The sequence below is a fragment of the Paenibacillus sp. KS1 genome (assembly GCF_001680695.1).
GTDB classification, from domain to species: Bacteria; Bacillota; Bacilli; order Paenibacillales; family Paenibacillaceae; genus Paenibacillus_B; species Paenibacillus_B suaedae.
On sequence record NZ_MAIS01000071.1, the window covers coordinates 25836 to 33611 of the forward strand.

The 7776-nt window shown below is 48.5% G+C and carries 7 protein-coding genes; 3 read left to right on the plus strand and 4 right to left on the minus strand.

What is annotated here, in order from left to right:
• Positions 1–22: 22 nt before the first annotated feature.
• Entirely contained in the window at positions 23–541 is a 519-nt protein-coding gene (locus BBG47_RS20575; RefSeq protein WP_065293275.1) for an NAD(P)H-dependent oxidoreductase, read from the minus strand.
• A 422-nt stretch (positions 542–963) separates the two neighbouring features.
• Here BBG47_RS20575 and BBG47_RS20580 point away from each other — a divergent pair, with 422 nt between their 5' ends.
• The 3 genes from BBG47_RS20580 to BBG47_RS20590 all read left to right on the plus strand — a co-directional run bounded on the left by BBG47_RS20580 (position 964) and on the right by BBG47_RS20590 (position 2549).
• A complete protein-coding gene (locus BBG47_RS20580) occupies positions 964–1254 on the plus strand; it encodes a winged helix-turn-helix transcriptional regulator (RefSeq protein WP_065293281.1) in 291 nt (96 codons plus the stop codon).
• Between the two features lie 228 nt (positions 1255–1482).
• Positions 1483–1797, plus strand: coding sequence for an antibiotic biosynthesis monooxygenase (locus BBG47_RS20585; RefSeq protein ID WP_065293276.1), 315 nt, complete (start codon positions 1483–1485; stop codon positions 1795–1797).
• A gap of 23 nt (positions 1798–1820) precedes the next feature.
• Positions 1821–2549: a 3-ketoacyl-ACP reductase gene (locus BBG47_RS20590; protein WP_065293277.1), complete on the plus strand. Its 729-nt coding sequence runs from the start codon at positions 1821–1823 to the stop codon at positions 2547–2549.
• Between the two features lie 119 nt (positions 2550–2668).
• On the opposite strand, the gene BBG47_RS20595 is transcribed toward BBG47_RS20590, so the two are convergent.
• The 3 genes from BBG47_RS20595 to BBG47_RS20605 form a co-directional block, all read right to left on the minus strand.
• The gene (locus tag BBG47_RS20595) at positions 2669–3418 is read right to left on the minus strand and encodes an alpha/beta hydrolase (RefSeq protein ID WP_065293282.1); all 750 of its coding nucleotides are present in this window, start codon (positions 3416–3418) and stop codon (positions 2669–2671) included.
• Positions 3419–3760: 342 nt separating this feature from the next.
• Positions 3761–5809, minus strand: coding sequence for a beta propeller repeat protein (locus BBG47_RS20600; RefSeq protein WP_065293278.1), 2049 nt, complete (start codon positions 5807–5809; stop codon positions 3761–3763).
• Positions 5810–6018: 209 nt separating this feature from the next.
• On the minus strand, positions 6019–7776 hold a 1758-nt coding region (locus BBG47_RS20605), incomplete at its 5' end, for a CocE/NonD family hydrolase (protein WP_368072456.1).

Genomic DNA, 7776 nt, shown 5'->3' on the forward strand with positions numbered 1-7776 from the left:
TTAATGTAACGTGCATTCCATCCTACTTCAACAAATAGGAGACATATTCCTTGACACTGTTCTGAATCACAGCTTCTTCTGCGCCCATCGCGCCATGGAACACAAATGCCGGCAAGTATGTCGTGCCGATTAAATTGCTCGTTGCTTGGAACGGCTTCAGCAGCTCACTCATGGAGTAGTGATTGAGGCCGCCTGCTTGATACTTCTCTTGCGGACTTCCCGTCGATACAGCCAGCATCAGCTCTTTGCCGCGCAAGCGATCGCCACCGGAGCCATATGCCCAGCCATATGTAAGCACACTGTCCAGCCATTGCTTCATCAATGGCGGCGAGCTGTACCAATAGAATGGGAACTGCCATACGATACGATCATGGCTTTCACACAATGCCTGCTCCTTCTCGACGTCGATCTGTCCATTTGGATACGCCTTATACAGCTCGTGTACGGTGATGTTATCATGCTTGCGAAGCTCTTCGGCCCAAGCACGGTTCACGTTGGATGCGTCCAAGTTGGGATGTGCAACAATGACAAGTACCTTCATGACATTCCTCTCCTTCTGACTCTAATATCACACTTATTTTATCATACATACGTCATTCATTACATAATCTGCGAGTGCCTAACATCCTTGTATTCCTCCTTGTTCTTCAGTTCGATTGATTTCGGAAAGATATCGGATGGCCATGCTCTGCTATCGGATGTGAATACCCCTTTTCGAGCAATTCATTATGGATGTCTTCATAACGACTGGCACATTGGCGATATCATATGAATTGCACTATACTAAATGAAGTGTACACACGAAGGGGGATACATATGACAACTCCAGAGCAATCGACAACTATACCTTATCAAGAGAGAACATTACAATCTACTGCCTCCCCAAACACTATACTAGATCACCTAGAACACGAATCTACTATAGGGACAATTCCAACCACTGCTTGTCCCATCGAACATACGATGGATATCATCGGAGGCAAGTGGACTTTTCTTATACTGCGTGAATTATTCTACGGTACGAAACGGTTCGGAGAGTTGGAGCGCTCGCTTCACGGCATTAGTCCGCGCACACTGTCACTCCGATTGAAGGAACTGGAACAGCGGCATATTATCCAGCGAACTGTATACTCCGAGATCCCTCCGCATGTTGAATACTCGTTAACCGAGAAGGGGCTAACGCTTCGTCCTATTTTCGATGCAATGAAAGACTGGGGAACCACATGGAATGTGATGAGAGATACTCACGAGTGAATGCTACCAATATCGCACATGACCAGAAAGCCTGCCTGTGTGGCCCTTGGGCATGTATCTCGTATCGATGCATCGGCTAACTAACGCACCATACATCCACAACCTTCCAATATACATATGGGAATGCGAAGGTGTGATCTTGTCCATGCGTTCGAGTATAATAGAGAGGCAGACATACGATCTGTACAAATGAACATCAACACCATCATGCACACAGGAGGCGATAGCATGTTAGTCGTTACGAACACAATCCGAATTCAAGAGGGATTCGGCAAGCAAGTGGCAGAGCGATTCGCGCAAGCCAAGGGCGTTCAGCAAATGAGCGGATTCATTCGCATGGAGGTATGGCTTGGAGCAGGTCAAGAGGGCGAAGAGGAATTGAAGGTATGTACAGTGTGGGAGAACGAGGAGTCATTCCGCAACTGGACTTCTAGTGATACCTTCCGCGAATCTCACCGGGGTGCGAGCGACAGCAAGCAGTACATGCTCGGCGCTTCCTTGAACAAATATGAGCTTGTTGTTAGTCATAACGGACAAGCATAAACATCTGAAGGAGATTATTGAATATGAAATTACAAGATCTTACGAACAAAACCGCACTGATTACGGGAGCAGGCAAAGGAATTGGCAAAGCGTTGGCTGAATCGCTGGCACAAGAAGGTGTGCACCTTGGTCTCATCGCTCGAACTAGCGCTGACCTTGAAGCACTTCAAGCTGAGCTGACTGCAAAATATGATATTCGCGTCGCAATCGCTACAGCTGACGTTGCGGTACAAGATGATGTAAACCGCGCTGTTGCCTCCCTTACGGAGCAGTTGGGTGCCATTCACATCGTTGTCAATAATGCAGGCATTGCGAAATTCGGCAAACTTGTCGACATGGATCCACAAGAGTGGGAACGCATCATTCAAGTTAATCTGATGGGAACTTACTATGTAACTCGTGCTGTGCTGCCTGCGATGATTGAGCAGAATGAAGGCAGTATTATTAACATCTCTTCAACAGCTGGCGAACGCGGCTTCGCTACTGGTTCTGCTTACAACGCTTCTAAGTTCGCAGTGATGGGCTTAACCGAAGCGCTCATGCAGGAAGTGCGCAAGCACAACATCCGCGTAACTGCACTGACGCCAAGCACAGTGAATACAGATCTCGCAGTAAATGCAGGTCTTAACATTGGCGACGAAGATCGCATGATGCAGCCAGAGGACGTAGCGGAACTGGCCCTTGCGGCTCTTAAGCTTCCACAACGTGTATTCGTGAAGACTGCTGGCATTTGGACAACAAATCCACAGTAATTCGAATTATCAATTATCTATTTCATTACAGAACTTGCAGGCTGGTCGTGGAGAATACTCCTATGACCAGCCTTTGTTATGCATGAAGCCAGCATATCTGCGCCGCTTCCACTCGCCATTTAATCCCGCCCTGCCTCAACAAGCTTCTCCGCAACGAGATGCGGATGAACATGGAATGGAGTCATATGATCGCCATGCGCTGTAATAAGCCGGAACATCCCAAGTCGGCTTGACATATGAGGGTGCCAGCCATACTGTTCTCCTTGCGGAAGTGCGGTATCATCCGTCAAATACAAGTAGCTTTTGGGCATAGATAAACGATAGAATTCCGTCAGATCCAGCTTCTCGAATAATGGCCCCGCAGGCTCTGGTGTAACGGTACAATAAATTTGAAACGCTAATTCAATACTTGCATTGTTCATAAAGGTCTCTCTCCATACGGCGAAGGGCAGCATGATCGTATTATCAGATGACTGCTGCGCCAACTGAATCCACTCCTGCTTGCCTTGGGGAGGAATCTCATCCGCCGTGCTGTATCCATTGCGTACCACGAATGCATCCATATATACAAGGCGCCGAACACGGTCAGGCACAAGCTCCACTACCTTGCTAATCACCGTTCCACCGAAGCTGTGACCAACAAGAACAATATTCGTAAGCTGATGATGAATAATACATTGAATGACTGTGTCCACATACATGGCGTGGGTTACATTCTTGTTCCGATCCATTCCATGCCCTGGTAAATTCGGCGTATAGACGGTATGCCCCATGCCATGAAGAACTTCAGCCGTCTTCCACCAATAACTCGAGTCCCCCCACGAGCCATGAACGAGCACAAATGTTATGGATTGACTACACCAATTCATATCCCTTGCACCATCGAATGCATACTGCGTCTGTATATTGGCATAAGATGACTGGCTCCCTGCCGCAACTCCCCCGTTCATCTCCTGATTCATTGCCGTTCCCCTCTCCCCTCGTTGATCAAACATCGATTCCTTACCTACAAAAGAACCCTATTTCCATATGTATGAGCAACAGAAGGTAATAAGCATATATGCCGATACTTGAAGTTTAGCCCTTGTAACACCAACCTGTGATCGCATTAGAGATATGAAGAAGCTTCATAAATTCAGCACAAACCGAGGATGAACAAACAAAGACCGCGTTCAACAACCGTGAACGCGGCCTTCTCTGAACCTTGTATCCTATTTCGGAGAACCCACCAAAATAGTTCCGCCCTTGCCCGATACAATGAACTTCTTTCCGTTACTGTCCCATACAATGTCGGTGAGATCCACTGCAGTGGAAACCGATCTCTCTTCCCAGCGCACGCCATCCGTGGATTCCAGCAGTGTTCCTTTATCACACGCAATGAGAATTTTGCCACCTCCATAAGCAATTGCATTCATTCCATACGAATTGGAAGTCGATTTCCAATCAGCCCCGTTTTTCGATGTGATGATCTGACTGTCTGCAATGGCAATGAACTGGCGGCCATCCCATACAGCTCCCCGTACGATATTTGCAGTATGCTTGCTAGCTGCCCATTTGGAGCCATTATAGATCATAAGAACATTGCTGAAGCTCTCTGCATCAACCTGTCTGCCAATGGCGATTCGCCCATTGCTCGCGAGCTGTTCCACATATGGAGTCGATACCGATTTAGTCGACCATGTTGATCCATCTGTTGATACAGCGGTTCCTTCCAACAGCTTAACTACAAGCTGCTTATCCCCTGCGTACACTTCACGGGGCTTACTCGTAAACTCACCGCCAGAGTGCATCATCCATACACCATGCTGATTGGAGGAATAGATGAACGACTCCAACTTTCCATCGACATTATCAATTCCTCGTACCGCGAATACATTCTGCACAGCAGCAGTTGAATAAAAATAAGCTCGTTCAAGCTCTTTCGGGTTATGTACATCCCAATTCACTCCGCCATCCCGCGATTCCACAATTACACCTTCTCCAAATGCGACAATGCGGCTTCCCGATGCCTTTACAGAACTGAGATCCCTGACTTTTCCTTCAACAACTACCTTCCATTCCCGCATATCTGGCAGGGAGGTTCGAATGGTACCCAGACTACCTACTGTGACCACACGTTCTTGATCTGCATACAGTCCGTTACTATTCGCAAGCATGCCACCATATTTCTTTTTAAAAAAGGAACCGGTACTTGCATCTGATTCTGCTTGCTGATTCGTATCCACAAATGTCCATCCTAGACCATCCGTTGATTGGGCAAACCCGCCCTTTTCGATCCCTGCAATAAATCGATTGCCATCCCAGCTTACTGCGCCAACAGACAACCTGCTAAGGCCAAGCTTACCCGCAGCGGAGTTGCCTTTTGCATTAGGGTCTCGGTTCAACTCCTGCCAATGAAGTCCATCTGTTGAGGTGTAAATAATCCCTGTCATTCTCGGTTGCTTCACGTCACTGCCCTGCAGCCTTCCATCCCATCCGACGGCCACCAGTCTGGTACCATTCGTCGCAATTTTATGAACCGTTACCCCTATGCCGGACTTCTGCACATTCCATTTCTTATAGTCAGATGAATACGCAACGTATTTATCCTGCAAAATGAACGCGGTTCCCTTATGCACGAAGAGCTTTCCTGCCTCCAGTCCTCCGATCAATTCCGACTTCCATACCGGATACATGGACCAAGATACTCCATCTTGAGAGACGATAAGTACAGAAACAGGATAGGATATTTCCTCAACTTTCACACTCATGATCCCGTACGCGAGGAACTTGCTTCCGTCCCAGACCACACTTGTCAGCGCGACATCTTTCTGCGTATATTTGACCTTCATCGCTGCCCGATCCTTGCTGCTTCTAACGTTTTGACCGCGGAAGTCGCCAACCGTATAATCCAGCTTGATCTTGCCTGCTGTCCATTGCTTGCCATTCGTTGACGTAATAACTGCCCCTCTGTCGCCCACTGCTACATAGCGCTTCCCGTTCGCCGCAATCGCTCGTAAATTCGCAATAACTGGAGAGGGGGTATAGTTCCAATTATCACCGCTATCGCTATATGCGATCGTACTATCATCGCCTACAGCGACCACGTTGCCCTTTCCACTTCGTACAATGTCATGAAAATCGCTAGATCTCAACTGCACCCGCTTCCAGTCTATCTGTGTTGCTGCTGCAGACGCTGGGCTCTGGTTACCGAGTACACTGCCCCATAATACGATTAACGCTACGAGTAGACCAAGCCTGCGCCGTGATGTGCTATTCATCCAAACAACTCCCCCACCTACAAGTATCTGCTCTTTACACACTGACCAGTTCCATGGAACTAGCATGAAAGAACTATTACTGTATTCTTTCTTTTGACATGAATTCCTTGTATTGAATCACAATATCAAAAAGAAATGTAGGGGAACCCTCTCATTACTTCTTATTACTACATAGAACAAGTTAATCTGACTCATTTAACGCTGCTCTCTTATAAAGATGGTACGGATACGATCGGCAAAAGGAGATGTGAGGGGAAAGCGTCGTAACGATACACGGTCTGAGTCGCAAGTGCTAGATCAGATATCGTCACATCCCCAGGCGGGATCATACTGTTTGGGTTCCGATCGTACGTTGGGAACAAGGAGCTCGTAATTTCTAACCGAATCGCATGCCCTTTTTGAAAAACGATAGAGGTTGGTCCGAGAGAAATGTCATAAGCGACCACCTCTCCTGGAACTACTGGTTCTGGATGCTCCAACGAGCGACGATAGGCTGTACGTACAATGCCTTCGGCAATGTTGTACGCCCTTCCATCTGGATAGACATCCATCAATTTAGCAACGAAGTCGGTATTGACCGCTGTCGTCGCCGCATACAGCCTAGCAACAACTTCTCCAGCAACGGTGACTGATCTATCAAGAGACTCTGTCGTATAGACAAGCACATCATTGCGGACTTCATTCGCTAGCTGCAGCTTAGGCCCCATCGGGGTCAGGTCGGGCACTGCACCCGATCGCCCTCCAAGCGCAGGAACTGGAATGAGCGGATCATAGATGTATGTATCTGCAAGCAGCGGGTCGTCAGATGGCAAGTCCTGCGACAGTCGACCGTCTCCATTTATGGAGTTGGCCCGATCTCCATGCAAATAATATTTCGTTAGCTCCACCTGAGGGGGGGGCCAAGTCTGAGTATGCTTCCACTGATTCGATCCCATCTCAAAGTAGCTAATCTTGCTCCACGATTGCAGTGCATGCTCATCCCCCTTCAGCCACCTATCAAACCATGCCAATTGCCACTCATTTACTCGATTCGAAGCCTCAATGCCGAAGTCAAGCTCACTGACATATGGCGACCACGGCATGTGATACCACGGTGTGATTCGCAAGTATTGATTCTCCCTCGCTTCTTCACTCGCCCCCTGCTGCCGAACCCCTTCGTAATTGCGAATGGTTCCATCTACAAACGGATCATACCAACCACCGATATGCAGGACGGGCACTTCAATGCGGTCATATCGCTCTTCGATGAACAGTGCTCTCCAGTATTCATCTCGTGTCGGATGCTGCAGCCAATCCTGATAGAACGGTGCAAACTCATCATTCATGAGCGGCATATCCTGAAGCGGCAGTGTGCTGTACAAGCCATGTATAACAGAACCCCCGCGCGCCAGCTCCCGCTCCCATTCGGGACGTCCATGTCGTCTAGCCGTGTTCTGTGTAAGGAACATGATCCACGACTGATTGCAGGCGAGGGCAAATGCCCCATTGCGGTATACACCGCCCTGATAAGCGTCTGATCCAGTCATCGCGGGCGTCATACAAGCCAAGTGCGGAGGTCTTGCAGTTGCCGCATACCACTGAGCCGCTCCCGCATAAGAAAAGCCGTACGTGCCCACCTTCGGGATCACGTCAGGCAAGACCGCTGCCCATTCGATCGTGTCATAGCCATCCCAAGCTTCGTTGCGGTAAGGCTCAAACTCTCCTTCCGACTTCCATCTTCCTCGTACATCTTGGACAATCACCACATACCCATGCTGTGCATACCAAGATGGATGCGCATAATTCATCGTCTGTGCATCTTCCTTATTGTACGGGGTGCGCAATAGAAGCACGGGGTGGACTCCTACTTCTGGACGGTAAATATCGGCGTATAAGATAATCCCGTCTCGCATTGGAATCGGTACATCCCTTTCAACGATGACAGCGAGTCTTGTGGGGGTTGTATGGGCTGTGGTTGTATGGGCTGT

What these genes read in the sequence shown, in the direction of transcription:
- BBG47_RS20585 (WP_065293276.1), top strand. Translation starts at nt 1,483, where the DNA reads ATGTTAGTCGTTACGAACACAATCCGAATTCAAGAGGGATTCGGCAAG.
- BBG47_RS20590 (WP_065293277.1), top strand. Translation starts at nt 1,821, where the DNA reads ATGAAATTACAAGATCTTACGAACAAAACCGCACTGATTACGGGAGCA.
- BBG47_RS20580 (WP_065293281.1), top strand. Translation starts at nt 964, where the DNA reads ATGGATATCATCGGAGGCAAGTGGACTTTTCTTATACTGCGTGAATTA.
- BBG47_RS20600 (WP_065293278.1), bottom strand. Translation starts at nt 5,809, where the DNA reads ATGAATAGCACATCACGGCGCAGGCTTGGTCTACTCGTAGCGTTAATC.
- BBG47_RS20575 (WP_065293275.1), bottom strand. Translation starts at nt 541, where the DNA reads ATGAAGGTACTTGTCATTGTTGCACATCCCAACTTGGACGCATCCAAC.
- BBG47_RS20595 (WP_065293282.1), bottom strand. Translation starts at nt 3,418, where the DNA reads ATGAATTGGTGTAGTCAATCCATAACATTTGTGCTCGTTCATGGCTCG.